This is a genomic window from uncultured Adlercreutzia sp., assembly GCA_910585575.1.
Taxonomy (GTDB): domain Bacteria; phylum Actinomycetota; class Coriobacteriia; order Coriobacteriales; family Eggerthellaceae; genus Adlercreutzia.
Map to the genome: position 1 here is coordinate 1 of CAJUFS010000037.1, position 25,257 is coordinate 25,257.

21 protein-coding genes are annotated in these 25,257 nt (G+C 60.1%); 14 read left to right on the forward strand and 7 right to left on the reverse strand.

Annotation, left to right across the window (positions count from 1 at the left end; all coding sequences use genetic code 11):
* The 7 genes from QZ307_RS06435 to QZ307_RS06465 all read left to right on the forward strand — a co-directional run.
* Nucleotides 1-297 (forward strand): C1 family peptidase (locus QZ307_RS06435; protein WP_295997461.1); only part of this gene is annotated, 297 nt, incomplete at its 5' end.
* 187 nt (nucleotides 298-484) lie between these two features.
* Nucleotides 485-2,641: an amino acid permease gene (locus tag QZ307_RS06440; RefSeq protein WP_295997513.1), complete on the forward strand. Its 2,157-nt coding sequence runs from the start codon at nucleotides 485-487 to the stop codon at nucleotides 2,639-2,641.
* A 155-nt stretch (nucleotides 2,642-2,796) separates the two neighbouring features.
* A complete protein-coding gene (locus QZ307_RS06445) occupies nucleotides 2,797-4,278 on the forward strand; it encodes an APC family permease (protein ID WP_295997463.1) in 1,482 nt (493 codons plus the stop codon).
* A 605-nt stretch (nucleotides 4,279-4,883) separates the two neighbouring features.
* Entirely contained in the window at nucleotides 4,884-5,492 is a 609-nt protein-coding gene (locus tag QZ307_RS06450) for a hypothetical protein (protein ID WP_295997465.1), read from the forward strand.
* Nucleotides 5,493-5,501: 9 nt separating this feature from the next.
* Nucleotides 5,502-6,194, forward strand: coding sequence for a DNA alkylation repair protein (locus QZ307_RS06455; protein WP_295997468.1), 693 nt, complete (start codon nucleotides 5,502-5,504; stop codon nucleotides 6,192-6,194).
* Nucleotides 6,195-6,241: 47 nt separating this feature from the next.
* Complete coding sequence (locus tag QZ307_RS06460) at nucleotides 6,242-6,970, forward strand: SOS response-associated peptidase family protein (RefSeq protein ID WP_295997470.1); 729 nt, start codon at nucleotides 6,242-6,244, stop codon at nucleotides 6,968-6,970.
* Between the two features lie 285 nt (nucleotides 6,971-7,255).
* Nucleotides 7,256-8,572: an Ig-like domain-containing protein gene (locus QZ307_RS06465; protein ID WP_295997474.1), complete on the forward strand. Its 1,317-nt coding sequence runs from the start codon at nucleotides 7,256-7,258 to the stop codon at nucleotides 8,570-8,572.
* Nucleotides 8,573-8,706: 134 nt separating this feature from the next.
* Here QZ307_RS06465 and QZ307_RS06470 read toward each other — a convergent pair whose 3' ends face one another.
* Nucleotides 8,707-9,996: a hypothetical protein gene (locus QZ307_RS06470; protein WP_295997476.1), complete on the reverse strand. Its 1,290-nt coding sequence runs from the start codon at nucleotides 9,994-9,996 to the stop codon at nucleotides 8,707-8,709.
* Between the two features lie 474 nt (nucleotides 9,997-10,470).
* Between QZ307_RS06470 and QZ307_RS06475 the strand changes: the two genes are divergently transcribed.
* On the forward strand, nucleotides 10,471-12,237 hold the full coding sequence (locus tag QZ307_RS06475) for an FAD-dependent oxidoreductase (protein ID WP_295997479.1): 1,767 nt from the start codon (nucleotides 10,471-10,473) through the stop codon (nucleotides 12,235-12,237).
* Between the two features lie 109 nt (nucleotides 12,238-12,346).
* On the opposite strand, the gene QZ307_RS06480 is transcribed toward QZ307_RS06475, so the two are convergent.
* Nucleotides 12,347-13,804 carry a helix-turn-helix transcriptional regulator gene (locus tag QZ307_RS06480; protein ID WP_295997481.1) on the reverse strand — a complete coding sequence of 486 codons (1,458 nt, stop codon included), beginning with the start codon at nucleotides 13,802-13,804 and terminating at the stop codon, nucleotides 12,347-12,349.
* 180 nt (nucleotides 13,805-13,984) lie between these two features.
* Here QZ307_RS06480 and QZ307_RS06485 point away from each other — a divergent pair, with 180 nt between their 5' ends.
* On the forward strand, nucleotides 13,985-15,526 hold the full coding sequence (locus QZ307_RS06485; RefSeq protein ID WP_295997486.1) for an MDR family MFS transporter: 1,542 nt from the start codon (nucleotides 13,985-13,987) through the stop codon (nucleotides 15,524-15,526).
* A gap of 123 nt (nucleotides 15,527-15,649) precedes the next feature.
* Here the strand turns inward: QZ307_RS06485 and glsA are convergent, their stop codons facing one another.
* From glsA to QZ307_RS06505, 4 genes are all read right to left on the reverse strand, one after another.
* The gene (glsA, locus tag QZ307_RS06490; RefSeq protein ID WP_295997488.1) at nucleotides 15,650-16,615 is read right to left on the reverse strand and encodes a glutaminase A; all 966 of its coding nucleotides are present in this window, start codon (nucleotides 16,613-16,615) and stop codon (nucleotides 15,650-15,652) included.
* Between the two features lie 82 nt (nucleotides 16,616-16,697).
* Entirely contained in the window at nucleotides 16,698-17,039 is a 342-nt protein-coding gene (locus QZ307_RS06495; protein WP_275205974.1) for a SemiSWEET family transporter, read from the reverse strand.
* Between the two features lie 141 nt (nucleotides 17,040-17,180).
* A complete protein-coding gene (locus QZ307_RS06500) occupies nucleotides 17,181-17,945 on the reverse strand; it encodes an NAD-dependent protein deacylase (protein ID WP_295997492.1) in 765 nt (254 codons plus the stop codon).
* 11 nt (nucleotides 17,946-17,956) lie between these two features.
* The gene (locus QZ307_RS06505) at nucleotides 17,957-18,322 is read right to left on the reverse strand and encodes an arsenate reductase family protein (RefSeq protein ID WP_295997494.1); all 366 of its coding nucleotides are present in this window, start codon (nucleotides 18,320-18,322) and stop codon (nucleotides 17,957-17,959) included.
* 141 nt (nucleotides 18,323-18,463) lie between these two features.
* On the opposite strand from QZ307_RS06505, the gene QZ307_RS06510 reads away from it, so the two are divergent.
* The 5 genes from QZ307_RS06510 to QZ307_RS06530 all read left to right on the forward strand — a co-directional run bounded on the left by QZ307_RS06510 (nucleotide 18,464) and on the right by QZ307_RS06530 (nucleotide 24,616).
* Entirely contained in the window at nucleotides 18,464-18,877 is a 414-nt protein-coding gene (locus tag QZ307_RS06510; protein WP_295997496.1) for a hypothetical protein, read from the forward strand.
* Nucleotides 18,874-19,221, forward strand: a complete 348-nt coding sequence (locus QZ307_RS06515; protein WP_295997497.1) for a hypothetical protein — start codon at nucleotides 18,874-18,876, stop codon at nucleotides 19,219-19,221. The genes QZ307_RS06510 and QZ307_RS06515 overlap by 4 nt, the downstream gene beginning before the upstream one ends.
* Nucleotides 19,222-19,465: 244 nt before the next feature.
* Nucleotides 19,466-22,543 (forward strand): type I restriction endonuclease subunit R, encoded by a 3,078-nt coding sequence (locus tag QZ307_RS06520; RefSeq protein WP_295997501.1) that lies wholly within the window; start codon nucleotides 19,466-19,468, stop codon nucleotides 22,541-22,543.
* Between the two features lie 8 nt (nucleotides 22,544-22,551).
* Nucleotides 22,552-24,066: a class I SAM-dependent DNA methyltransferase gene (locus QZ307_RS06525; protein WP_295997504.1), complete on the forward strand. Its 1,515-nt coding sequence runs from the start codon at nucleotides 22,552-22,554 to the stop codon at nucleotides 24,064-24,066.
* 37 nt (nucleotides 24,067-24,103) lie between these two features.
* Complete coding sequence (locus QZ307_RS06530; RefSeq protein WP_295997507.1) at nucleotides 24,104-24,616, forward strand: restriction endonuclease subunit S; 513 nt, start codon at nucleotides 24,104-24,106, stop codon at nucleotides 24,614-24,616.
* Here QZ307_RS06530 and QZ307_RS06535 read toward each other — a convergent pair.
* The coding region (locus QZ307_RS06535) for a restriction endonuclease subunit S (RefSeq protein WP_295997510.1) at nucleotides 24,582-25,257 on the reverse strand (676 nt) is incomplete at its 5' end. The genes QZ307_RS06530 and QZ307_RS06535 overlap by 35 nt on opposite strands.

The window sequence follows — 25,257 nt, forward strand, 5'->3', positions numbered from 1 at the left end:
GAGCGCTACGCCATGCGCGAGAGCCTGCCGACCCACGCCATGGTCATTGCCGGCGTCGACCTTGACAAGGACGGCAAGCCCACCAAGTGGAAGATCGAGAACTCTTGGGGTACCGAGAACGGCGGCAAGAAGACCGGCAACAACGGGTACTTCGTCTGCGGTGACGAGTGGTTCGACAACTTCGTCTACGAGGTGGCCATCAACAAGAAGTTCATGACCGCCGAGCAGCAGAAGGCCCTTACGGGCGAGCCTATCGTGTGGCCGTTCTGGGCAACCTTCAACCCGGTTTCCGACTAACGCACTCTGCGGACCGACGCGGTCCGCACTATCTACCAACCTGCCGGAGGGGCCGAGCGTTTCAAGCTGGCCCGGTTCCTCCGGCCCTACCCGATAGGGGACTATCATGAGCGCATCTGCATCCTCTCCTGCGAAAACGTCGGGGAAGGGTGCGGCGAAAGTAAACAGTGGCACGTACATCAGCTTGATGGCACTGGTTATGATGAACGTTACGATCATCGGCAGTGTCGCCAACGATGTTCAGCAAGCGTACTACGGGCTTTCTTCCGTTACACTCTTCATCATCGGCGCAATCGTCTTCTTCCTGCCCACCGGTTTGGTGGCGGCCGAGCTGGCCTCTGGCTGGGGTCAGCGCGGCGGCATCTTCCGCTGGGTCGGCGAGGCTATGGGCCCTGGCTTGGCCTTCACTTGCCTGCTGATCCTGTGGTTCCAAACCTCTATTAACTTCGGCTCCGGCGTGGCTTCCGCTTCCGCCACCATCGGCTTTTACACGCCCGATTGGGATTGGGCCGTCAACTTCATGAACCATCCCGAGAACCAGTTCTTCATCATTCTCGCGTGGTTGGCGTACTACTGGGGCCTGACCTTCCTGGCCACCAAGGGCGTGAAGGCCTTCGCCCGCATCACGAAATACGGCGTGATCATCGGCACGTTCATTCCGCTTGCCTTCATCGTCATTATGACGGTGGTGTGGCTGGCCCAGGGCAACGTGTCCAACGTGACGCCCACGCCCGAGGCCTTCAATCCCTTCGCCAGCGGCTTCAGCCTGACGAACCTGGCCCTGGCTGCCGGCGTGTTCTTCAGCTTCGCGGGCATCGATATGAATGCTGCCCACATCAAGCAGCTGAAGAAGCCCCAGAAGGAATTCCCGCTGTCCATCTTTATTGCTATGATCCTGACGCTGATCATCTTCATCGCCGGCACCGTCTGCATCGCTATTGTGACGCCGAAGTCCGAGATGAACCTGGTCTACGGCTTGTACCAAACCTATAAGATCTTGGGCGAATGCTTCAGCTGCCCCTGGATCTATGTGGCCTTCGTGTGGGTTGGCCTGGGCGCTTCCATGGCGTCGCTGGTCACCAACATGGCTGGTCCTTCCTTCATGCTGGGCCAGGCCGGCCGTTCCGGCTTCCTGCCGAAGATCCTGCAGAACAACAACAAGCACGGCATGCCGAGCCGCCTGATGTACCTGCAGATGGGCTTCATGACCGCTGTTGCCTTCCTGTGCTTCCTTATTCCTAACATCGAGGGCTTCGTTATCTTGATCACGCAGGCCATCACCATTCTGTACATGATGTACTACGTGCTCATGTTCGTGTCCTTCCTGAAGTTGCGTCACGATCAGCCGAACCGTCCGCGTCTGTTCAAGGTGCCTGGCGGCAAGGTCGGTGCTTGGGTTGTTGCCGGCGTGGGCCTGCTTGCCTGCGTGTTCGGCATCGTGCTGGCCATCATCCCGCCGGCTCAGGTGTCCGAGGAAGTGGGCAGCCCGGTGACCTACGTGGTGGTCATCTTGGCCATCATCCTGGTGACGTTCGCCATCTGCTTCGGCGTGTACCAGGCGTCCAAGCGTCACAACTGGGTTGACCCCAACAACGTGTTCGCGCCCTTTACCTGGCAGCTCGAGGGCTTGAAGAAGCCCGCCAAGGTGCTTTCCAACGTGCCGTCCGAGCTGATGAGCGAAGGCCAGAACCCCATGGGCATGCCCATCAAGAAGCTGTGGAACCCCAACGAGCAAATTGTTCTTCCCGACGAATATGTGCCGGGCAAGCATCATCCCTCTTCGCCGTCCCTTGAGGCTGGCGACGATCCGGCGGCCATGAACCATCCGGTGAAGACCAACGGCGTGGCGAACACGGCCGTGGCCATTCCCATGAGCCAGCCGGTGATTATCTCCAAGAAGGCCGGTATTGGCACCTCGGCTACGGTGGGTCTGAAGAAGGTCAAGTCCGACGAGGGCACCGAGCCGGTGCGGCTCGATCCCGAAGTGCCCGCCGCCCCCGCTGACGAGGTAGCGGCCGAGACCGTGCCGCGCGACCCGGTGGCCGACGCCAAGCGCGCCGCCGCTGCCGAGGAGGCTGCCAAGGCCGCCGAGGCCGAGGCCCGCAAGAAGGCCGACGAGTATGCCGTCGAGGCCCAAGCGCTTGAGCAGCAGGTTGAGGCCGACAGCGATTTGGCTGCCGCCCGCCGCGAAGTGAAGGAGGCCAAGGCCGCGGCCAAGCAGAGCAAGCGCGTGGCCGAGGGCAAGGAAACCGCGAAGGTTCCCGCCAAGGACGCTTCGGACGCTGTCGCCAAGGCTAAGGATGACCCGAAGGATAAGCCTTCCGACCAGAGCGGTAACAAATAAAAGCAAGGCGCCCCTTCGGGACGCTTCAAAGAGTATGACAAGCAAGGGGCGCCGTTTTTCAGGCGGTGCGATTGCCGGGAGCGGCGCCCCTTGTTCGAAAGGTAGCGAGATCAGGGAGTCTGATCAATATGAGCAAACAAAACAGTGCACAACCAATGAAGGGCTCAAGCCCCGGGGCCACGACGACCGTGGCAGCAACCGCCACGGCTGCAGGAGCGGCGGCAGCCACCAAGGCCGCCTCCGACGTTCCCGCCGTCAGCCAGGATCCGCATCCTACCGTGGCTAAGAATCACAAGAACGGCGACCCGTTCAAGCGCACGCTGACCGTGCCCGATATGGTCATCTGGGGCCTCATTTGCATGGTGCCCATTTCGCCGATGGCCATTTACGGCGGCGTGTTCACCGACTCCAACGGCATGCCCACCCTGGCCTTCCTTATCGGCTTCGTAGCTGTGCTGTTCTCGGTGTTCTCCTTTGGCATCATGATCAACCATTTCCCGTCGTCGGGCTCTATCTTCACCTATGTGAGCCACGTGATGGGCAAGGCCATGGGCTTCATAGCCGGCTGGTTGATGCTGCTGCAGTATCTAGTCAGCCCAGCGCTGGTGTACCTCATCGCCGCTATCGCCATCCACGAGCTGGTGCCCCAGATACCAATTCTGGTACTGTGCTTCGCCTTCCTGATTATCGTGGGCATCATCTCGCTGATTGGCATGAAGACGGCCATGGTGGTGAACAAGGCGGCGCTTATTGCCCAGCTGGCCATTCTGGCGCTGTTCGTGGGCTTTGGCGTGGCTTACATCGTGACGAACCCAGCTTCCACGGGCTTCAGCTTCGACAGCATTTTCAACCCCGCTAAGTTCGAGTTCGGCGGCACCATGTCGGCTGTGTCGTTGGCCGTGATGTCCTATGTGGGCTTCGGCGCCATTGCCACGCTGACCCAGGAGGCCATTGACCCGCGCAAGGGTCCGGGTCGCGCCATGATGGTGATGGCCATCGTGCTGTGCGTGCTGTACGTGGCCCAGATGTTCGTGGCCGCCTGCATCGACCCGACGGGCGCGAACTTCGCCAACAACACCGATAACGCCTTTTACGTGGTGGCTCGCATGATCACCGGACCGTGGTTGGCCATCCTGTGTGCCGTGGGCGTGGCTCTGGCCCAGGGCGTGTTCACCGCTATTGCCCAGCAAACCTCCATTGCCTTCGTGATGTTCACTATGGCCACGGGCGGCGCGCTGCCGAAGTTCATGGCCAAGATGAGCAAGCGCACCAACTCGCCCATTAACGCCATCATCTTCATCATCGGCCTGTCCATTGTGCTGACGCTGGTGTTCCATTTCGCCGGCATCGACATGAACACCATCGCGAAGATCAGCAACTTCGGCGCGCTGGCCACCTACGGTTTGCTGAACCTGAGCGTGATTATCTTCTGCTGGTTCCAGCTGAAGGAGCGCAAGGGCGCCAAGGCGCTGTTCATGCACTTGATCTTCCCGGCGCTGGGCACCATCATCTGCTTCGCCATTATGCTGTCGGTGAAGGATGTGGCCCTGATTGTGGGCGGCATCTGGATTGTGCTTGGCTTTGCCTACTACTTTGTTCTGACCCGCGTTCTGCATCGCGAGATTCATCTCGGGTAGAGCGCTTAACCGCCCCGCGCCTCGGAGCGCGGGGCGGGGCTTGTTGCGGCTGCGCGGCGATTGGTTGCGCGGCCGGGGGAGCCCCGTTTTGCGCTCATGGCGATGCGATGAGCAAGCTTCGGAGAAGGGCCTTTCGTGAGGCTCCTCCCCGAAACCTCTTCAGTATGCACGACTGTTCCGAGAGGTACGACTATTCCGTTCGACCCGGGCCTGCTGATTTTCCGTGCTACTGTTTTGCAGCAGGCCTGCGGTCGTTTTATCGCGCGGCCCCCGCCGAGACGGGCCGCGCGATTTTTGTTGTACTGCCGTACACAGGGCGATAACGGGCGCTCGGCCCTTATCATGGGCCCAGCGCCTCTCTTCGACGACATACCCGTCCCTCGCATGCCGCGATTCTGATACGACATCACCGTCCCTCGCGTGCCGCGATTCTGGCTCCGTGTCGCCCCACACTGCTTTCCCCTCTTGGCGTGTAGGTTGTGTAGCTCGAAGTGGTCACAAATGCTTGGATTGGCAGGCATGGGACTTGTTCTGCTTCCTCACCGACCCCTCGATAGACTGCTACACTATCGGAAGATAAGAAGACGCGATGATGGAGGATTGCCGTGGCAAAGGGACTGAGAATTGCGTCGTGGGCCGTGGCCATTGCCATTGTGGCGCTTTGCAACGGAGGCTTTCTCGCGTTTGTCGTCATGGCTATTGCGGAAGAGTCCGGCAACGTCGCCGCATCCTTCCTGACGGAAACCGTTGTGGAGGGCGTTGCGCCTGCCATGTGGGTGATCATTCCACTGCTGCAGGTGGCAAGCGTGGTCTTGGGCGCCGTGGCGGCGGCCAGTCGGCAGCCGGCCGCGCTGGTAACCTGCCGGTCCATCATGCTGCTCTTCAAAGTGGGGCTCATCCCGTTCTTCCTATGCGGCGCCGTTGTCGAGCTGCTGTTTTTGGTGCTGGGGCTGCACCCTGTGCTGCCGTTTGTGGGCTGGGCCATGGGAGCGGCCCTGGGCATTATGGGGTGGTTGACCATGTTTTCCGGCAGCATGTGGGCCATTGCCACGGCGGTGCATCTGTACCGTCAGCGCATTGCGAGTGGCGGAGAGCTGGCGGCTCACATCGTGCTGCAGCTGATGTTCGTGGCCGATGTGGTGGACGCCGTCATTCTGTTCGTGCGGTCGAAGGCGCCCGCGGCGGCACTGCGCGCGCAGGAGCTTCCCCGGTAGCGTCGCCCGATGAGCATCCATGACGACATAGCGGCATTTCTGATCGAGAACCGCGATGCTGCCTATCAGGCGTTTCAGGCGAAGCTCATTCCCTCGATACCGCCCGACTCGGTCATAGGCGTGCGCACCCCGGCGCTCCGATCCTTCGCCAAGCAGCTGGCTAGGCGCGAGGACGTGGGTGAGTTTCTGGCCAAGGTGCCCCATGGGTGCTTCGAAGAAAACCAGCTGCACGCGTTCGTCGTAAGCAGCGAGCCGGATTACGGAAAGCTCCTCGCGGGAATCGACGGCTTCCTTCCCTTCGTGGACAACTGGGCCACGTGCGACCAGATGTCCCCGCGGGGCCTGGCGCAAAACCCCGAAGTAGCGCTCGAACAGGTGCAACGGTGGATGGCGTCAAGGCATCCCTATACCGTGCGGTACGGCATCGGCGTACTGCTTCAGCTGTTTCTGGATGATCGGTTCCGCCCCGAATTCCTCGAGTGGGTAGCGCAGGTGGAATCCAGCGAGTACTACGTGAATATGATGCGCGCTTGGTTCTTCGCCGAGGCGCTGGTGAAGCAGCCCGGTGCGACACTGCCCGTCATCGAGGAGGGACGACTCGATCGCTGGACGCATAACAAGGCCATCCAAAAGGCCCGGGAAAGCTATCGCATAAGCCCCGAATTGAAGGAGCAGCTGAAGGGGCTGCGGCGAGCTCGCTGAGCCGGCCTTGCTGCCCCAACCCCGCTATCATCAAGGAGTCAGATACCATGTGCCATCGTTTTACCCCGCTGAGTGAAGACGAGACCGATCGGGTGATCGACTATCTGCTTGCGGTGAAACACGTCCTTGACCAGGGTATGGCCGCGGAAGATGTGCTGTCGCCGATGGCGCCGCTGGGTGCCATTCCGCTGGAGGCCCTTGACTGTTACCCCGGATCGGAATGCGCGGTTGTGGTGCCCGAAGGCGAGCCCGGCTCTCTGGGCCGTCGCGCGTTGCACTGGGGCGTGGAAGCTCCGTGGAAGAAGGGCCTGGTGTTCAACGCGCGTATCGAGTCGGCGCTGCGCGGCGAGGGCATGTGGCGGGAAGCCATGGAGCAGGGCCGCTGCGTGGTGCCGGTGCGGGCGTTCTACGAGACGCGCAATGTTGCTGCCGTCCCCGCTGGCGATTCGACCGCTGCCACAGGGTCTTCCTCGCGGCGGCCACAGTATCGGTTCGCCAGCAGGGCCGATCAGGCGCTGCTGCTGGCGGGCCTGGTGCTGGGCGATCGGTTCGTGGTGGTAACCACCGAGCCGAACGCCACCGTGGGAGCCGTCCATAACCGCATGCCGCTGGTGCTTACCGCGCCCGAGGCGCTGGGATGGCTCGAAGGGCACCTTGAGCCGCAGCAGCTGCTAGCGCGTCGGTTCGAAGGGATGCTCGCAGCCGAGGAGGAGGCTCCCTCCTCGGGTAGAAAGACCACATCGAAGCCTGACGCCGACCAGCTTTCCCTCTTCTAGCTCGTGCGACTCCGAGTACCGCTCCGGCCCCTCCCGGGTGCCCTCCGTTCTCGTCTCCCCTTTCCCTCCCGCTGCATTCACGTTCCACGCTGCATTCAAGACACCAGAAGCGTCTTTTGTGGCGTTGATGAGGTCAAAGGCCGGCTTGCGGGTAGTCAATAGCGCGCAAGTTCCCTAGAATGAGCCCATCGAGCGAGAGGAGATACGATGGGTCATTGCGCAAGGGAAGCGCTTCGGTTCACACCGCGTTCTTTGGCGGCCCCGAAGCGGGGGACAGTGTTCGTCTTGGTTTTCGCATTGGCCCTGGCGTTTCTGGGCGCTTTAGGAGCGGTCCCGCTGCAGCAGGCCCAGGCGTATCAACTGGTCGACAACAGCACCTACGATTCTTCGGTCGCCCAAGGCGAAACCGTGTATATGTGCACGGATTCCCAAAGTCGATCGGTGTTTCCCGCAGCGCCGAGCCCCGATCTCGAGGTGCAGGAGGTGCTCGTGGCGTCGTCCAGCAACCCGTGTGTGACGGTGAACGTCCAGGGGGCGTCGTGGTGGACGGATCCGTACCTGTCCTTGCAGGCCGTTTCGCCGGGCACCGCCACCATTACGTACCAGGCGCTGCTCTCCGACGGCACCACCTCCGTCGGCTCCTTTACCGTATGCGTCTTCGAGGTGAATCTGGGCGCGAAGGCCTTTGCGGCCGACGTGGATGGCTACTACATCCTCTACAAAGGCGCCAAGGCGGTGAAGCCGCAGATCAAGGGCGTTTCGGGCGTAAAATGGTCCAGCAGCAACCCGGCGGTGGCTAAGGTGTCTTCCGCGGGATCCATCTCATACAAGGGGCTTGGCTCTTGCGTCGTGACCGCCTCGTTCGGCACTGTGGCGGTGTCAATTCCCGTAGAGTGCACGTACAAGAAGGCCTACAAAGCCGTCGTCAACGGCTTTGCCGATATGGGCACGAAGCTCACGTATAGCCAGGCGAAACGCATGGGTTCGAAGTACCGCGACTGCAGCTCGTTCGTTTCGCGGTGCTATTGGGACACGCCGCTGAAGCGAAAGCTTTTCGCTATTGGTGGCAGTACGGGAAAGACCTGGGCCTTAACCGCGGCCGATCAGGCGAAGTGGCTGAACAAGCAGAAGAAGACCGTCGCGCTGAAGGCGGTGGCCACCTCGAAGCTGCTGGCCGGAGACACCGTGCACAACGTGACCGGTTATGCGGGTATCAACAAGCGTTATCGGAATATCGACCACGTTATGTTATACGTGGGCAATGGGTTGATGCTGACCACGGGCGGTTGGAGCGAAGTAGGCGGCACGGTAGGGCTGCGCGCCTACAGTCCCGACAACGAGAGCATTCGCTTTATCGGCCGTCCCTGCGCCGAGCCGCAGCTCAATCTGACGAAGGCGACGCTCACGAAGAAGAAGGGCAAGACCCACAGCGTTCAACTGAAAGTGCAATGGCAGGCGGGGAAGATCACGTGGAAGTCGTCAAACAAGAAGGTGGCCACGGTAAGCAGCAAGGGCAAGGTAACCGCTAAGAAGAAAGGCAAGGCTACCATTACGGCGAAAGTGGCGGGGAAAACATACAAGTGCAAGGTAACGGTGAAATAGCAGCCATAGCGTAGTGCCGCTTCGCTCGTTGCCTTCCTCAATCAGCGGGGCCGGGAGCATGATGCTCCCGGCCCCGCTTTTGCGTGAATGATGAAGCGCAATCCCGTTGGCTGCGCCTTGGGTTCACCCAGCGCCTAGGCTCGATCAGCGACGCGACGGTGCTGGCGACGGGCCACCGCGGCAGCCCCTGCAGCCATGGCGGCCAGAGCAGCGGCGCTGGCGACCGAGGCGCTCAGCGGATCGCCCGTTTGGGGCAGCGTCGCATCGTCGGCCGGGAGTACGGTAGTGGACGACTCGTCGTCGGCGTCATCAACGACGGTATCATCGTCGGCGTTGGTGTCGTCGGCGGCGTCATTTGCCGAAGTATCGACGGTGTCCGAGGCGTCCTCGTCGGTGCTGCTGTCGGAGTCGCTGCCCGTCGCGTCGCCCGAGCCGTTGCCTGGGTTGTCCCCGTCCGTTGCGTCGTCGGCGCCGCCGGTCGTGCTGTCATCAGGCGTCGATGGCGTGGTCTCGCCCGGCGTGCTGTCCGGCTCGCTGCCGCTTTCCGGCTTGTCAGCCACTTCGGTGTCGTCGGGAAGGGACGCCATCGTGTCGGCATAGACCAAGTTGATCACGTTGCAGGTCGGGTCGGTGGAAAGGCGAATGGATGCCGGGAAGCTGTCCAGGTACATCAGGTCATCTAGTTCATGGGCCCAGCTGTGGCCTTCCACCTTGATGTTGCAGGGCTGCTCATCCACGGTGACGGACTTGATCTTGTCGAAGGCGACTTTCTGGCCGTTGATCGTCTCAACGAGGCGCTCGCTGTCGTCGTTGTTCTCGCCCGTGGCGCGGCGCGCGGTTTCGGTTTCCGGCTCGGTATCGCCGTGGGGCTCCTCGCCGTCGCAGATGCGATAGTAGTTGATGGTGTACTCGTTCAGATGGGGGTTCATGTAGCGCAGCTCAACGCCGTTCTGAGACTCGTCCTCCGCCACGACCGGGCGCGCCGGAATGGCGTCGAAGAAGAAGTAGCCTTCGATATTGGCCACATAATCCCAGGTATCCAGCTGGTCGCCCAGGTTGAGGCCCGTGACCGTGTGGCTGTGCAGAAGGCGCTGGCCCGAGGGGTGGTCGAAAGTCGGGTCATCGTAGGAGACGAACTCGCAGTAATAGAACGTCATCGAGTAATCGCCATCGCCAGCGCACGAGGTGGAGGTGGTGGCCGCAGCGTTCAGGGGCAGCTCGGCAATGCCGAGGGCCAGCGATGCGGGCAGCGCCTCGTTGCGCTCCGGGGTCTTTTCGGCCCCCGTCGGCGCTGTCTCGTCAGCGCGGGCAGGTTCGGCGGCGGTGAGGGCGAGGCCCAGCGAGCCGGCGGCCAGGCACAGGGCAACGCCCAAGGACGCCGCGCGGTTCTTCAAGGAGGAAAAGGCAGTCGTGTTGTGTTTCATGGTTCTCCAGTCACGGGGCAGCGCTCCGGCTTTGGTGCTGCGCGGAGAAGCTGCGGGGCGGTCACAGCACAAATCGCCCACGCGTGAACGGAAGAACGAGGGATGCTGTAAAAGGATAGCGAGTAAGAAGAGGCCCAGAGTGCGATGAAGGTGGTTTCAGGGCCTCGATCAAACCCGCGTAAGTGTACTTATATTGGTACAGTTAAACAAGGGAAATAAGGGCAATACAGATTGCAAGGGGGCTAAATCCACAACGTGCACATTGATGATCCGCTAGGTCGGCCATAGAACTTCGCGGCTCTCTTTGGAAGTTTTCCCAGGTCATTCATCCCCCAAAAGGGGCCAATTCCGAAAAAGCCCAACTGGCCCCGCCGCGGGGGATGACCGCAGCCACGCGGTTGGAAATACTGGGGGCGTGGCGAAGAGGAGGGGCATCCAAGGGGGATGCATTCTTCGCCGAAAGGAGACAAACTCATGGAACTCGATCGTCGAAACTTCTTGAAGGGCGCCGCCTTTACTGCGGTAGGCGCCATGGGCGCCACGGCACTGGCCGGGTGTGCGCCGACCGCCCAGGGTGACAGCCAGGAGGCGCTGTCCTCCACGGGTGGCAACGCGGGCGCCGCGGGCGACCAGTACAACACCGCTGAAACCGCTCAGCGCAAGTGGGCCTTCGAAATTGCGCCCGACCCCATTCCCGAATCCGATATCGCCGAGACCATCGAAGCCGATGTCGTGGTGGTGGGCTGCGGCACATCGGGCCTTATGACCGCCAACAGCGCAGCCGAGGCGGGGCTTGACGTGGTCATCGCCTCCGCTTCCACGAAGCCCACGTCGCGCGGCGGCTCCAACAACGCCGTGTACTGCAAGGCCTTCCAGGAGCAGGGCTATCCGCGCGTGCCGCTGGCCCAGTACCAGAAGGAGATCTTCTGCCAGACCCACAAGGTGGATCAGCGCAAGTGGTATCTGCACTACAACAACTCTGAAGAGGCCATGAACTGGGCCTGCGATCTGATGGAGAAGGCCGGCTACGGCATCGACATCGAGATCGGCACGCCCGACAAGGAAGACAGCCTGTACCTGCAGCGCACCGCTGCCGTGGGCTGGAACCTCAACGGCCAGACGCCGCCTGAAGAGGGCATGGAAGTGGTCGTGGGCAAGATGCAGCCGCTGTTCGTGTACGAGCTGGCCCGTCATCTGACTGAGGACTTGGGCGGCCAGATCTATTACAAGAACATCGCCGAGCAGCTCATTCGCGAAGACGACAACACCGGCCGCGTGACCGCTGTGGTGTGCAAGCGCGAGGACGGCAGCTACGCGAAGTACGTGGGCCGCAAGGCCATCGTGCTGGCCACGGGCGACTTCTCCGGTGACCGCGACATGATGCGCCGCTACTGCCCCGAGACGGCCGATTACGTGATGGACGAGGTGTACGACAGCGAGCCCGACTGGGATCAGGGCTTCAAGTACGGCGGTATCTACAAGGGCCAGGGTCAGAAGATGGGCCTGTGGGTGGGCGCCGCGTGGCAGAAGAGCTTCCCCAACTGCACCATGGGCGCCTACTGGGGTCCCGGTCCGCGCAACCTGTACACGAACCATTTGGGCCTGCTGCTCGACCGCGACGGCCAGCGCTTCATGAACGAGAACTGCATCGGGCCTCTGGCCAGCCAGCACATCATGATGCTCCCCGAGAAGAAGGCCTACGCTATTTGGGACGCCGGCTACGCCAAGTACGAGGCCGTGTCGGGCGACTGGACCAACGACTCGATGATGACCGGCGACGAGGCCGTACAGGCAGCCGTGGCCTCCTGGAAAGAGAGCGCTTCGGCAGGCACGGGCAACTACGTGATGGCCGACACCGTCGAGGAAGTAGTCGAGCTGCTGGGACTTCCGGCCGAGGCCCTCGAGTCGGTGAAGCGCTACAACGAGCTGGCCAAAGCGGGCGAGGATGCCGATTTCCACAAGGAGGCCGAGCACCTGCACGCCATCGAGGAAGGCCCCTTCTTCGGCGAGATGACGGATTCCTTCGGCTTCCTGACCGTTATGGGCGGCCTGAATACCAACGTGCACATGCAGGTGTGCGACGCCGACGACAACGCCATTCCGGGCCTGTACAACGTGGGCACCATGGTGGGCGACGTGTTCTCGGGCACCTATACCTTCATGATCGAGGGCGCCAACTACGGCATGACCTGCGTCACCTTCGGATACTTGACCGGCAAGTACATCGCCGAGAACGAGTAGCCCCCCTGTAACGGCGCAGCGCCAATCCCCCCAGACGGCAATGCGCGTTGCGCCGCTTCCTTACCCTCCCTTCGAATCGGACCCCTCGGGGTCCGATTTGCTTTCGGGGCTAGGATTCGAGGGCCTGGGCGCGCTGCTCGGCTGCGTTGATGAGCTCTTGCTTGGAGTGAACGAGGAACTTCTGGTAAATGCGCCCCGTGTGGGTCTTGACGGTTTCCTCGGCCAGCGAAAGCTCGTCGGCAATGGCCTTGCGACTGTAGCCGCGCACCATAAGCTCGAACACGTCGGTTTCGCGGGGTGTTAGACCGTGCTCGCTGGCCAGCAGTTGGCACGCGGTGTCGAGGGCCGTGGTCTCGCGATTGGCGACGGGGGAGGCACCGGGGCTGACGGCGCCCCAGCCGCGGCGGATGTTCTGGCTGCTGGTCATGAACAGCGCGGCCAGCAGCAGCGCAAAGGCGACCACGATGGCCAGTGCCTGCCATTCATCGACAAGCACATCGAGCACGCTGCCGAAGAACTGCCCGAGCAGCAACGCGGCCGTTCCGGTGCCGATGATCCAGATGGGAGGCTGCTTGAGGCCCTTGGCCAGATACGCGCACAGCGAACAGGTCATGAGGTACTGGAAGCAGTAGCCCGCATCGAGGGTGAGGGCTCCCGGCAGCAGGGCGAAGTCGAACATGCCCACGGTGAAAAACCCGAGGGCCATGAGGGGAAACCCGATGCGGTAAATAAGCACGTCGAAGTTGTTCTTGACGGCGATAGCGCAGAAGAACAAAAGGGCCACCGCTACGAAGAATCCGACGCTCACCACCAAGGCCGAGTTTTCGGCCGCGTTAATGAGCGCCGAGTGCATAACGCCCAGGGCAAGCCCTTGGAAAAAGGACGTCACCAGGAACTTGACCGGTATGCTGATGGGCGTTTGCAGTCCTTGGCCGTACAGGGCACGGCTTGGGACACTGCGCAGGCACTTCCAAAGGCAAGCGACCATGGGCAGCGGAATGAGCACCAGCGCAATTTGTCCGACAAGGGCGGGAAGTATGGTAATGGCGAGGGCACCCAGGGTGCCGACAAAAAGCGCGGCGCTGCCAGCGAACAGCACGTGAAGCGGGCCCAGGTAGCCGAACATGCGCCCGGTTTCCAGGCAAATGTTGGCCGTCCCGCAGCCAATGAGCACCGAGCCTCCCAAGTACATCAAGATGGCGAGATCGTGGTGGCGCGGGGTAAGCAGCGGGTAGCCCGTGTACAAAAGGGCGCCGAGCACCAAGAGGCTGGCCAACGCGAAAGGAAACCAGCGCGCCTCGCTGAAGCGGTTGGCGCGGCGATAGCCCAGCGCCCATATCAGGTAGGTGATGACGCTGGCTACCAGCAGGATGGTCCCCTTCGGGAAGGGACTCAGAGAGGAAAGCGGCGACGGGTCGAGAAACAGATAGGGGCTCTGGAAGAGCAGAATCGTCTGCATCCAGTACAGGCCAAAACTCAGGCAAAGATAGGGGTGGGTGAGAATGCTGTCCTTGAATTGCTGAAGATGGCGTTTCTGGTCCTCGATATGGTTGAACGGCGCTGCCACGCATCCCTCCTGTCCCCTGGTGCGTTGCTCCATAGTACCCTAACTTTGTGCCAACGGTTTTCAAACGGCGGGTTGAGGAGTGGGGAAAACGGGTGGGTTGAAGCTGGTCAATTCCTAGAATGGAAGGCGGTTTTCTAGTTTCGCGAGGCATTTCGCCTCTTTCAGGAAGGACTGAGCTTCATGAGTACTTCGACGGTCGATGACGGCGCGGTGCATGGCAAGCAGCTGGCGTTTATCTTCGCCGGTCTTCTGTTGGCCATGTTTGTCAGCTCGCTGTCCGAGACTATTGCGGCCACCGCGCTGCCCACCATTGTGGGAGACTTGGGCGGCGTGGAAATCATGCAATGGGTCACGACGGCCTACATTTTGGCCTCCACGATTACCATGCCCATCTACGGCAAAGTGGGCGACATCATCGGCCGCAAGTTTCTGCTGATCAGCGCCTTGGTGCTGTATGCCCTGGGCAAGATTGTGTGCGGGCTTTCCGTGAACATGGCCATGCTGCTCACGGGGCGTCTTATCTCCGGTCTTGGCGGCGGCGGTTTGATCATCCTGTCGCAGGCGGCCATTGCCGATGTGGTGCCTCCGCGCAAGCGCGGCCTGTACCTGGGCGTTATGGGGTCGGTATTCACAGTGTCGAACGTGCTCGGCCCGCTGCTGGGCGACTGGTTCGTGGAAACCCTGGGCTGGCGCTGGATTTTCTGGTTCACGGTGCCCCTGGCCGGGTTGGCCATCCTGGCTTTGGCCGTGTTCCTGAAGCAGCCTTCCCTGCATGGGAAGCACTTGACCTTCGACTGGCAGGGCAGTGCCGTTATGGCCGTGGGCGTAACGGCGCTGGTGCTGGCTATGACCTGGGGCGGTGAGGTCTATGCCTGGCTCAGTTGGCAGATCATGGGCCTTCTGGTGCTGTTCGCCGTGGCCTGCGTGGTGTTCGTGATGGTAGAGCGCCACGTCTCCCAGCCCATCATTCCCATGGGGCTGTTCCATGATCGCAACTTCAACCTCTGCGCCATCGTGGCGCTGCTGGTCAACGTGTCTTTTATGGGCACAGTGAACTACCTGCCCACGTACTTCCAAATTGTCGATCGCATGTCGCCCGAACTGGCGGGACTCATGGTCACGCCGCTTTCCGTGGGCATTTTCATTACGTCTACGGCCACAGGCTGGATTGCCGGCAAGACAGGCAAGTACAAATGGATGCCTCTGGCCATGTGCGCGGTGTGCGCCGTCGGCTTCTATCTGATGTCGCTCATGTACGTGGGCGAGCCCGTGTTCCTGCCGCTGCTCTACCTGTTCATCCTCGGCTTTGGCCTGGGCCTGGGCACGCAGATCTTGGTGCTCATCGTGCAGAACGAGTTCCCGCAGTCCCATGTAGGTACCGCCACGGCGGCCAACAACTTCTTCCGCCAGATTGGTGCCACCGTGGGCGCCTCGCTGGTAGGCACTTTGTTCACCAACCGTTTGACGGCGAACTTGGCGGACAAGCTGCCGGCGGCGGACCATATCTCGCTGGCCACGCTGACCCCCAGTGTGGTGGACAAACTGCCCGATAGCCTGCAGAGTGTGGTAGCCACCGGCTATTCCGATGCGCTGGTGCCCCTGTTCCTGTATTTCGTGCCGGTGATGATCGGCTGCCTGGTGCTCATGATGTTCCTGGAGAAGCATCCCCTGGCCAAGACTATCAATCACAGCGGCCACGGTCAGGGGAAGAGTTTGAAGTAGCGGGGCGCGGCGGGCGGCCTGTTGGGTTGCCCGCGGTCCGCGGGGGGGGGGCGTGCGTGCTCCTCCTCCCGCCTGGGAGAAACGCGAAAAAACCGCTGCGGCGGAGCGGCCCGCGGGGCGCGGCTAATCGGCGATGTCGAAGTGGGTATTCGAGAACACGTTCAGGTTCAGGCTGTTCATGATGTGGCGAATGGCGGCCTGGGCCTTCACGGAGTTGCCGGCATCGTCCAGCGGCGGGGCGAAGGCGCACACGCCGAAGACGCCGGGCATGACGCCGATGACGGCGCCGCCCACGCCGGTTTTCGCCGGCAGGCCCGATTCGTAGAGCCAGTCGCCGGAGTGCTCGTAGAAGCCCACGGCGGCCATGAGCGAGACAATCTTCGGGGAAAGCGCCGCGTCGAACACGCGCTTCTTCGTCAGCGGGTTCACGCCGTCGTCGGCGATGGTGGCCGCGGAAATGGCCAGCTGCTCGGCGGTGACGCCCAGGGAGCACTGGCGGGTGTACAGATCGAGCGACATCATGGGATCGTCGTAGATGCGGTCGTATTCCTTCAGCAGCCACGCAATGGAGCGGTTGTCGAAATTGGTGGCCGACTCGGAGTGGTACAGCTCGTCGATGAGCACCGGTTCGCTGCCCAGCAGATCGGTCATGTTGTCGAAGATGGCCTTCCATTTCGCGTCGGCGTCTCCCTGCGGCTCCACCAGTGAGCAGGCGGTAATGGCGCCGGCGTTCACCAGCGGGGTGGAGGGGCGATCGTTTTCCAACAGGATGGCGAAGATGGAGTTGAAGGGAAGGCCGGTGGCATCGGCGCCGATCTTATCGAGCACTGCCTTGGCGCCCAGCTCCTTCAGTACGAGGATAGCCGTGTGCACCTTCGAGACCGATTCAATGCCCAGGCGATAGTCGGTGTCGCCCACGGAGATGAGTCGTCCATCGGGCAGGCACAGGCTAATGCCGAACAGACTCGAATCGACATGGGCCAAGTAGGGAATGTAGTGGGCGTTCTGGCCGCCGGGAAGGTCCTTGCAGGCGGCGTAGGCGTCCTCGACCGCCTTCTTCAGCTGGGCATAGGTGAGTTTGACGATCATGGGGTGCCTCTTTCCTTCCGTCGGGGAATGCGGGCGCGTCCAGGGCGGAAGCCCCGTGCGCCCGCTTTTTTTGCCAGCAACGCTAGTGAACCAGTGCCGTGATGAACGCGGCGCCGGCCAGGAAAATGCCGGGCACGTTCGCCACGATAATGGGGATGTCCTTTTTCGGCTTCAGGAAGCCGTAGGCCGTCCACATGCAGCAGTTGAAGAACGCTGCCAGCGGCTGCCAGGGGCTGCCGCCGTGACCGGCCAGATTATCGCCGATGGTGGTGATGTAGGACACGTACATGATGACGGAGAGCACGGATGCGATGCGGCCAATGATGCTGACTACATCGTGCTTAACGTGCTGCTTGTGCTCGGGTACGGTCTGGTTTTGCTTGCTGATTGGGTGCTTGCTTACGGCATGGGTCGTCGCAGACATGCTTCCTCCTTTCATCGTTTGACGTCTTCAACCGTACCGCGCCGAGCTTTCAGATGAGATTGGCGCTCATCATTGAAAAGTTCTCTTTACGGGGGTGTAAGGTCGTTGTAACGGTGAAGGGAGGGGCGCCCCGGTACGCGTCTAGAAGTCGAAGACCTCGCCGACGTTGGCGGCTATGCAGAGGTCGGCGTGGGCGTCGCGGGGCGTGGGAGTGCGGTTGACGATGGCCAGATGATCGCCACTGAAGTAGTCGATGAGCCCTGCCGCCGGGTACACCGCCAGGCTGGTGCCGGCGATGACCAGCAAGTCGGCCGCGGCAATGGCGCGCACGGCGGCGGTCACCGTGGCGTCGTCCAAAGGCTCCTCGTAGAGCACCACGTCGGGCTTCACGATGCCGTCGCAGCGGGGACACCGCGGCACGCCATCGGGGGCTGCTTCGCGCAGGGCCAGCAGCTCCTCTACCGAGTAAGGGGCGTGGCAGTCCCGGCAGTAGTTTCGCAGCACGCTGCCATGCAGCTCGAGCACGTTGCGGCTTCCGGCCTTCTGGTGCAGGCCATCGATGTTCTGGGTGACCACGGCCGAGAGAATGCCTTCCCGTTCCAGTTCGGCCAGTTTGCGATGGGCGGCATTGGGTTGGGCGTCCAGGGCCAGCATACGGTCGCAGTAGAAGTCGAAGAACTCGCGCGGATGGGCGTCGAAGAAGCTACGCGACACCATGGTCTCCGGCGGATAGGGATACTTCTGTGCATAGAGGCCATCGGCGCTGCGAAAGTCGGGGATGCCGCTTTCGGTGGACACGCCGGCACCGCCGAAGAACACCATGCGTCCTGGCTCGCAGTCGCGAATCCACTGGCGCAGCTGCTCGATAGCGTCTTGGGTTGTGGGGGTGTTCGCCGCGGGTGCCATTACGCTTCTCCTTAGTTGTCGGCCATAGCGGCGGCCCAGGCTTCTTCTTTGTAACCGGGAATGACCGTTTCGGCGGTCACGAGCAGCGGGCGCTTCACCAGCATGCCGTTGGTGGCCAGCAGGGCGTACATCTCGTCTTCGGTCATAGTTGGCAGCTTCTTCGAGAGTTCCATCTCGCGGTAGAGCATGCCCGAGGTGTTGAAGAAGCGCTTGAGCGGCAGCCCGCTGCGCTGGTGCCACGTGCGCAGCTCGTCGGCCGTGGGGTTGTCGGTGACAATGTCGCGGTCGGTGTACGGCGCGCCCTGGGCGTCGAGCCACGCCTTGGCCTTCTTGCACGTGGAGCACTTCGGGTATTCAACGAAAAGGACGTCGGCCATGGGATCTCCTTTGATCGAGCGGGGCCTGATTCCCGCCAGAGTGTGATACGGTAATGATGCGGTTGCGGCCGCGCCCGGGTCCTGGTGACCTGCGGTGCCGGCAGCCTACGATGATTGTACCTAATGCGGGAAGGCGTGACGATGACCGACGGGGAACGATTGGTGTTTGGCTTCAGCAGCAGGGGAGCTTGCTGCGGCTACGACACGCTGGAAGTGTACGAGTTCGGCGGCTTCTTTCGCGAGCGCTATGCGAACGAGATCTTCGACGGCACCGAGCGCACCTATGATGTGGATGCCGCCAAGGCAGAGCGGCTCGAGCAGATGATCGAGCGCGAGGGTGTTCGCGCATGGCGCGAGCGCTACGAGACCGCCGCCGGCTCGCAGGCGAGCGGCACGGCGTGGTCCATCTATGACGGGGAGGCCTACCATTATGGCAAAGGTGCGGCTCCGGCGAATTTCGCTGCCGTGCTGGACTTCCTAGGCCGAGAATTCGGCTGCAATCGCATTGACGCGTTCCAGGTGGTGGCTGAGGAGCCGGAGGAGGCGGCGCGATGAGCGCGCAACGGGTAGTGCTGTCGGACAAGCTGGCGACGTATCTCCAGAAGAAGGGTTTGCATTACGTGCTGATGGACGTCGCCTTCTGCAAAAGTTGCGGCGGAGCGGTAGGCGAGCTGTTCGCGCACCCGATGAAGGATGCGGAAGCGGAAGAGGCGCTGGGGCGAGCGGGCATCCGCAAATTCCCCTGCGAAGGCGAGCGGGGCAAACCGCTTCAAGTGGGTGGCGCTTCTGTAGAGCTTATCGTGGCGAACCCGACCATCGAGCTGGATCCCGTCGTACGTCTAAGCCCCCGCCCCCTCCTCGGCTGCACCGACCTCAGGGTGGAGGGCGCCCGATATTAGAGCGCAGTAGAGTTGCTTTCTAGGGCCAAATAAGCTCACGGGTCTTTGGCTAGATAACTTTTCACTCAGCGTGCAAAGAGTCCTTCCGCCCGACTGATAATATTCTCGACACACTGCGTCGAGAATTCTTGGGCCCGTTCTTGACGGGATTCGTTGGCCAAGCGAGACCGCTTAGCTCGCACGATTTATGTTTCGGCTTGTGAGGTAGAATAGGCAAAACATGCAGTGAGTCGAGGAGAGACGCGTGGCCGAATTCCAGTATGGTGTCATCAAGATGAACGAAGAATTCTTCGAGGACGTCGTAGTTGAGCACATGTCCGAGCAGCTAGGCTACACGCATCTCTATGGGCCCGATGTTGAGCGGACGGATGACGCCTATAGGGATGTGTTTCTGCCGGGGGTATTGCCCTCTGCTTTAGCGCGCATTAATCCAGCCCTTCCTCGTCAGGCTATCAGCGAGGCTATTGCGATCCTTCAAAGCGACGAAGTGGGCGATCTGGCACAGCGTAATGAGCGCTTCAACGATTATCTGCAAAACGGCGTTGAGGTGCATTTCTTCGACGGCAGGGAAGAGCGGGACGACATTGTGTATCTGCTCGACTTTGACAACCCTGGCAATAACGACTTTCATGTTGTGAACCAATGGACCTTCGTTGAGCACTCCGAGAAGCGCCCCGATGTTATCGCCTTTGTTAACGGTATACCCCTCGTACTTTTCGAGCTCAAAAGTCCGTCTCGGGAAGAGACCGACGCCTCCGATGCGTACCTGCAGCTGCGCAACTACATGCAGCATATTCCTTCGCTTTTCGTGTCGAATGCATTCTGCGTGATGAGCGACATGGGCGAAACGCGCGTTGGAACCATCACGGCAGATGAAGACCGTTTTGTTGCGTGGAAATCTGCCGACGGGGACTACTCGCAGGCAAGCTCAGCCACGTGGAAGACGATGCTCGATGGCATGATGCGCAAGGATCGTCTGCTCGACATCGTGAAGAACTTCATCTGCTTCAACGACAGCTCAAGCAAGGTCATCAAGATCTTGGCGGCCTATCATCAATACTTTGCGGTCAATAAGGCGGTTGTTCGGGCGGAAGAGGCCATTGCTGGCGATGGCAAGATCGGCGTCTTTTGGCATACGCAAGGGTCGGGTAAATCGCTCTCAATGGTGTTCTTCGCTCATTTGCTTCAGGAGAAGATCGATAGCCCTACTATCGTCGTTATTACCGATCGCAACGATTTAGACGACCAGCTCTTCGGACAGTTTGGCCGCTGCGCTCAGTTTCTGCGGCAGACGCCCGTGCAGGCATCGAGTCGAGCCAACCTCAAAGAGCTTCTTGTCGGCCGTGAGGCGAACGGCATTATCTTCACCACCATGCAGAAGTTTATGGACGGTGACGAGCCTCTGTGCGATCGCAGCAACGTGGTCGTCATGGTGGATGAGGCGCATCGCGGTCAATACGGGCTCACCGAGAAGATGGATGCTGAGGGCAATGTGACCGTTGGCACAGCCCGCATCGTGCGCAAGGCGCTTCCGAATGCCTCATACATTGGCTTTACTGGTACGCCTATTTCGATGGAAGACCGAAATACGCGGGAGATTTTCGGCGACTATATCGACGTCTACGACATGACCCAATCGGTTGAGGATCAGTCAACCAAGCCGGTATATTACGAAAGTCGTGTAGTGGCTCTCAATCTTGATGAGGGCACGTTGGGTGCTTTAGATGCCGCCTATAACGAATTCGCGGAAGAGGCTGATGAGGCGAGCATCGAGAAGAGCAAGCGCGATCTAGGAGGCCTTGACGCTCTCTTCGGCGCCCCCGAGACCATTGATGCACTCTGTCGGGACATTATCGATCACTACGAGAATAACCGTGCTGACATTCTGGCTGGCAAAGCCCTCGTGGTTGCATACAGTCGTCCCGTAGCGATAAAGATCTACGAGCGTATGCTGGAGCTTCGCCCCGAATGGGAGGAGAAGCTCGGCGTCGTCATGACTATGAGCAACCAAGACCCTGAGGAATGGTTCAAGATTTGCGGCGGAACCAATCACAAAAAGGAGATGGAGCGCAAGTTCAAAGATGACGACGATCCGCTGAAAATTGCCATTGTTGTGGACATGTGGCTGACCGGCTTCGACGTGCCCAGTCTGTCGACCATGTATGTCTTCAAGCCTATGAAGGGTCACAATCTAATGCAAGCCATCGCGCGTGTGAATCGTGTGTGCCGAGGCAAAGAAGGTGGCCTGGTCGTTGACTACATCGGCATTGCGCGGGCGCTTAAGCAGGCGATGAAAGACTACACCAACCGCGACCAGAGCAATTACGGCAACATGGACATTGCCGCGACGGCGTATCCTCGTTTCCTAGAAAAACTCGCCGTTTGTCGCGATTTGCTTTATGGGTTTGACTACCAGAAACTCATTTTCACGGAAAGTAAAGCGAAACTCGCGGATGCCATCAACGAGGGTACCGACTGGTTGCTCGATCCTGTTCGCGAGGAGGATAGGGAAGAGTTCCTGAAGCAGTGCCAGCTAATGAACCAGGCTCTCTCGTTGTGTAAGAGCATCGTAGACGAAAGGGATGTTCACGAGGCAGCGTACCTCAGCGTGTTGCGGGTGCAGGTGCTCCGGCTTACCGGGCGCAAGTCTACCGGCGGCAAGGGAATGACCTACAAGGAGTTCAACCAGCGCGTCACGGCAATTTTGGAGCAAACGGTTCACGCCGATGGCGTCATCGATCTCTTCGAGAAAGACAGCGTGGAAATCTCGCTCTTCGATGAGTCCTTCCTGCAAGAGCTGGCGAACATGAAGCAGCGCAACATCGCCGTCGAGAGCCTGAAGCGTCTCATTAAGGAGCAGGTGCGAGCCTATCAGAAGACCAGTGTTGTCAAAGCCGAGCGTTTCAGCGACATGCTGCAAGGAACGCTGAATGCCTACTTGAACGGCATGCTCACCAACGCGCAAGTGATCGAAGAGCTCGTGAACATGGCCAAAGAGATGATGCAGGATAGAGGAGAAGCGGAGTCGCTTGGTCTGACCGAGGAGGAAATGGCCTTTTACGACGCCATTACGAAGCCGCGAGCGGTGCGTGACTTCTACGACAACGATCAGTTGGTTGCGATTACGCGCGAGTTGACCGATGCCATGCGCAAGAGCGCGACTATCGACTGGCAGCGCAAGGAAAACGCCCGTGCCGGTATGCGTCGCGCGATTAAGCGGCTCCTGAAGAAATATAAATACCCGCCCGAGGGTGTCGAAGATGCCATGGATACGGTCATGAGACAATGTGAGTTGTGGGCCGATACGAAGATCTACGAATAGGACGGACAATGGCAAAAGCTAAGGTTGAAAACACTCAGGAGATTGGGTTCGAGCAGCAGATTTGGAAGGCGGCCGACAAACTGCGTGGCAATCTGGATGCGTCAGAGTACAAAAGCGTGGTGCTCGGCCTCATCTTCTTGAAGTATATCTCCGACAAGTTCGAAGAGCGCTACCAAGAGCTCGTCGACGAAGGCGACGGCTTTGAAGAAGATCGCGATGAGTACACCTATCAGAACATCTTCTTCGTGCCCCAGAAGGCGCGGTGGTCGGCCATTGCCTCGGCGGCGCATACGCCGGAAATTGGCAAAGTGATCGACGACGCCATGCGTGAGATTGAGGCGGAGAACCCGAAGCTTAAAGGCGTGCTCCCTAAGAACTTCGCACGGCAGGAGCTGGACAAGCGCCGCCTGGGTGATGTGGTCGATTTGTTCACGAACGTGAAAATGGCCGAGAAGGGTGACACGAGGGATATTCTTGGGCGCACCTACGAGTATTGCCTCTCGAAGTTCGCCGAGCAAGAGGGCAAGAATGCCGGCGAGTTCTATACCCCAACGTGCATTGTGCGTACGCTCGTGGAGGTGTTGCAGCCTTACCATGGCCGGGTTTATGACCCCTGCTGCGGCTCGGGCGGCATGTTCGTCCAGTCGGCCGACTTCGTGAAGCACCACGCGGGAAAGATCGATGACCTTTCCATTTACGGCCAGGAGAGCAATCCGACCACGTGGAAGATGGCCACGATGAACCTTGCTATTCGGGGCATCGATGCCGACCTGGGTCAATTCAACGCGGATACTTTCTTCAAGGACTGCCACAAAGACAAGCGCTTCGATTTCATTCTCGCTAACCCTCCTTTCAATTTGAAGGATTGGGGCGGCGACCAGCTGAAGGACGATCCGCGGTGGAAGTTCGGCACGCCGCCTGAGGGCAATGCGAACTTCGCGTGGCTTCAGCACATGATTCACCATCTCTACGAGGATCATGGGCGTATTGGCATGGTTCTCGCCAACGGCTCCCTGTCGTCCCAAACAGGTGGCGAGGGGGCTATTCGCCAGGCTATTGTTGATGCCGATCTGGTCGAGGGCATCATCGCCATGCCTTCGCAGCTTTTTTACAGCACGGGTATTCCGGTATCCCTCTGGATCCTGGACAAAGCCAAGAAGCAGCCAGGGAAGACACTCTTCGTGGACGCTCGCGAAATGGGCACCATGGTCACGCGTCGCCTCCGCGAGTTTACCGATGGGGACATCGCGAAAGTGGCGGATGCGTTCACCGCGTTCCGCGAGGGAACGCTGGAGGACGAGAAGGGCTTCTGCGCCGCTGTTACGACAGAGGAGATCGCGAAGCAAGACTATGTGTTGACCCCCGGCCGCTACGTAGGCATCGCCGAGGTGGAGGACGATGGCGAGCCTTTTGAGGAAAAGATGGCGCGCCTCACCAAGGAGCTCGGAGAGATGTTCGAAGAGTCCAACCGCCTGCAAGCCCAAATCAAAAAGAACCTGGAGGCGATCGGCTTTGAAATGTAAGTGGGAAGAGAAGCCGCTGGGTGAGCTTGTGTCGTACATGGCCCGAGGGATTGCTCCGAAGTACTCGACCGGCGCAGGAGCGGCTGATGTGCTTGTGCTAGGACAGAAGTGCGTGCGAAATCAGCAGGTAGACATCTCGCAGGCTCGCTATCATGATTCAGACGCTAAACAGATTAAAGCCGAAAAAGTGGTGCAACCGCTCGATATCTTGGTTAACGCAACGGGCGTCGGGAGCGCTGGCCGGGTTGCCCAGGCTCCCGAGCAGCTTGCCGATACGTGGACGACGGATAGTCATGTGCTGACCCTTCGCGCTTCGGGCATCGATCCGCTTTATCTCGGATATTTCGTAAAGTCTAAGCAAAAGGTAATCGAAGGTATGGCGGAGGGGTCTACGGGCCAAACCGAGATGAACAAAGCGCGACTCTGCACAGAGATAGTGGTCACATATCCGGAAAGCCGCGCAACGCAAAGAGCAATAGCGAGCATATTAAGCGCGCTAGACCACAAGATCGCTCTTAATTGTCGGATAAATGACCATTTAGCTGCGTGAGATCGACCTGCGAGACATCGATCTCGCCGGACATGAGTTTCGGGAGAAGTACATCGCGTATTTGAGAGAGCTCCAGGCTTTCCTTTTCATTTTCGAGAATCTGCAGCAGAAGAGCTTCCGCAAAGTTCGAATAACGGTCTAGTGTTTTGCTGGACGGCACGATCACGTTTTCTGTTTCCAGATCTTTGATGTTGATCGCGGCAAAAGTCGCTCCATTCGCCTTTGCTTGGAGGGAGCGAACCACTCTCTTGATTGCCTGGAATACCACGCTTTGCGGAACCCCTAACCCGACGAGAGCAAAGCATGACTGGTTCATTGCCATCGGGGCACCGGCCATTGTCACCTTTCCAACAGTACCGCGTGCCGTAAGCATCACTGTGCCCGTCTCGTATAGGTCACTATTGCAGTTGGCGAGACCTTGCTTCGTTATGTGTTTTGCTGTACTAAGCGAAAATACAGAATCCACTACATCGCCAGGAGCAAAAAACGGAATTTGTCCGTCCCTCCAATACTCGTCAACACTTGTCCTTGGTGTACCGCCGCTGCAGATCTTAATAACTTCTCCTAAGGGCACAATGCGGCTACTGTGCGCCAGGCAACCGTCGTAAGCAGCTTCCAGCAGGACAGCTAAATGGTCATTT